Below are 1901 nucleotides of genomic sequence, written 5' to 3' on the forward strand. Positions count from 1 at the left end.
TGGTGTCGATCGGCATCGTGATTTTCTTGCTCAGCTACGTGGTGCCGCAGGTGGTCAGTGCGTTTTCCCAAGCGCGGCAGGATTTGCCGGGGCTGACCCTGGCGATGCTCAACGCGAGTGATTTCATCCGCAGTTGGGGCTGGCTGTGTGCAGGGATCATGGCCGCAAGCTTCTGGAGCTGGCGCTTGTATCTGCGCAATCCGGCGGCGCGTTTGAGGTGGCATCATCGGGTGCTGAAACTGCCGCTGATCGGGCGTTTCATTCTGGGCCTGAACACCGCACGTTTTGCTTCGACCCTGGCGATTCTCGGCGGCGCCGGGGTGCCGTTGTTGCGCGCACTGGAAGCGGCGCGGCAGACCTTGTCCAACGACCGCTTGAGTCTGAGTGTCAGCGAGGCCACGGCCAAGGTGCGCGAGGGGGTGAACCTGGCGGCGGCGCTGCGGGTGGAGAACGTATTTCCACCGGTGCTGATTCACCTGATCGCCAGCGGCGAGAAGACCGGGTCGTTGCCACCGATGCTTGAGCGTGCGGCGCAGACGCTGTCACGGGATATCGAGCGCCGAGCGATGGGCATGACCGCATTGCTTGAGCCGCTGATGATTGTGGTGATGGGCGGGGTGGTGCTGGTGATCGTGATGGCGGTGTTGTTGCCGATTATTGAGATTAATCAGCTGGTGCAGTAGTGGTGTCTCTGATGCCTTGGTGGTGTCTGATCGGGCCCCTTCGCGAGCAAGCTCGCTCCCACAGTGTTAGGTGTTGTGAAGTAAATTGCATTAACAACATCAATCCCTGTGGGAGCGAGCTTGCTCGCGAAGGGGCCAGTCCGGGCAACAAATAATCCAATCTTTTTTTCAGGACTTCAGCATCACCCGACCCTCAAAAGAACCATCCTCGGGTTCTCCGTTCTGTCATCTGCAACCACCCGTCAACGCCTCCAGCCCGATTCAGTCAAACCCCCGATCCAGACGCTGCGCAGCATCCGACAAACACCCGAGAAAATCCCTTCAGAAACAGCTCGCAGCTCCCGAGGTTTTTTCCTTTATCTGTCACCGGAAACTGCGAATTTCTCAGTGCGACTTAACCAAGGCCAACGCTAGCGAGGGCCCCGGTGAGTCCTCCCAGTGTCATGCAAGTCACCCGAAAACCTGTGTTCCCAAACCTAGTTGAAAAGGAGATTCTTCATGTTCAAGCGCACTCTGATCGCAGCTTCCCTGACCGTCGCCGCTCTGGCTTCCGCTCAAGCCATGGCCGTTACCGGTGGTGGTGCAACGCTGCCTGCCGCTCTGTACAAAGGCTCTGCCGACAGCATCCTGCCAGCCAACTTCTCCTACGCTGCCATCGGTAGCGGCGGTGGCAAGACTGCTTTCCTGACCAACAACCCGGCTGGTTTCAGCACCACTGGCACTGTGCACTTCGCCGGTAGCGACTCGATCCTCAGCGCTTCGGAACTCAAGACCTACAAAGACACCTACAATGCTTCGTTCGGTCCGCTGATTCAGCTGCCTTCGGTTGCCACTTCGGTTGCCATCCCTTACAAAAAAGCCGGTCAGACTGCTCTGAACCTGACCAGCGCTCAGCTGTGCGAAGTGTTCTCCGGCCAGAAAACCACTTGGGGAGCGCTGCTGGGCACTGCTGACACCACCGCTATCCGCGTGGTTTACCGCAACGTTTCCAGCGGCACTTCGGAAATCCTCACCCGCCCCCTGAGCACGATTGGCCCGACTCAGTTCGCGACCAACCCCCCCTTCACCGCCGCTCGTATCGGTGGCATCGCCTTGCCTTCGAACTGGGTCGGTGTAGCCAACACTTCCGATGTTGCCACTACCGTGAATGCGGTTGACGGCTCCATCGGTTATGTCGGTCCGGACGGTGTTGACGCTACCAGCAACGCTGTTGTTGCC

General features: G+C 58.9%; 2 protein-coding genes. Both read left to right on the forward strand.

What is annotated here, in order from left to right:
- The coding region (locus DBR24_RS33375) for a type II secretion system F family protein (RefSeq protein WP_256591754.1) at window positions 1-683 on the forward strand (683 nt) is incomplete at its 5' end.
- 498 nt (window positions 684-1181) lie between these two features.
- The coding region (locus tag DBR24_RS23020; protein WP_128615898.1) for a substrate-binding domain-containing protein at window positions 1182-1901 on the forward strand (720 nt) is incomplete at its 3' end.

Source organism: Pseudomonas sp. HMWF006 (assembly GCF_003061205.1).
Classification (GTDB): Bacteria; Pseudomonadota; Gammaproteobacteria; order Pseudomonadales; family Pseudomonadaceae; genus Aquipseudomonas; species Aquipseudomonas monsensis.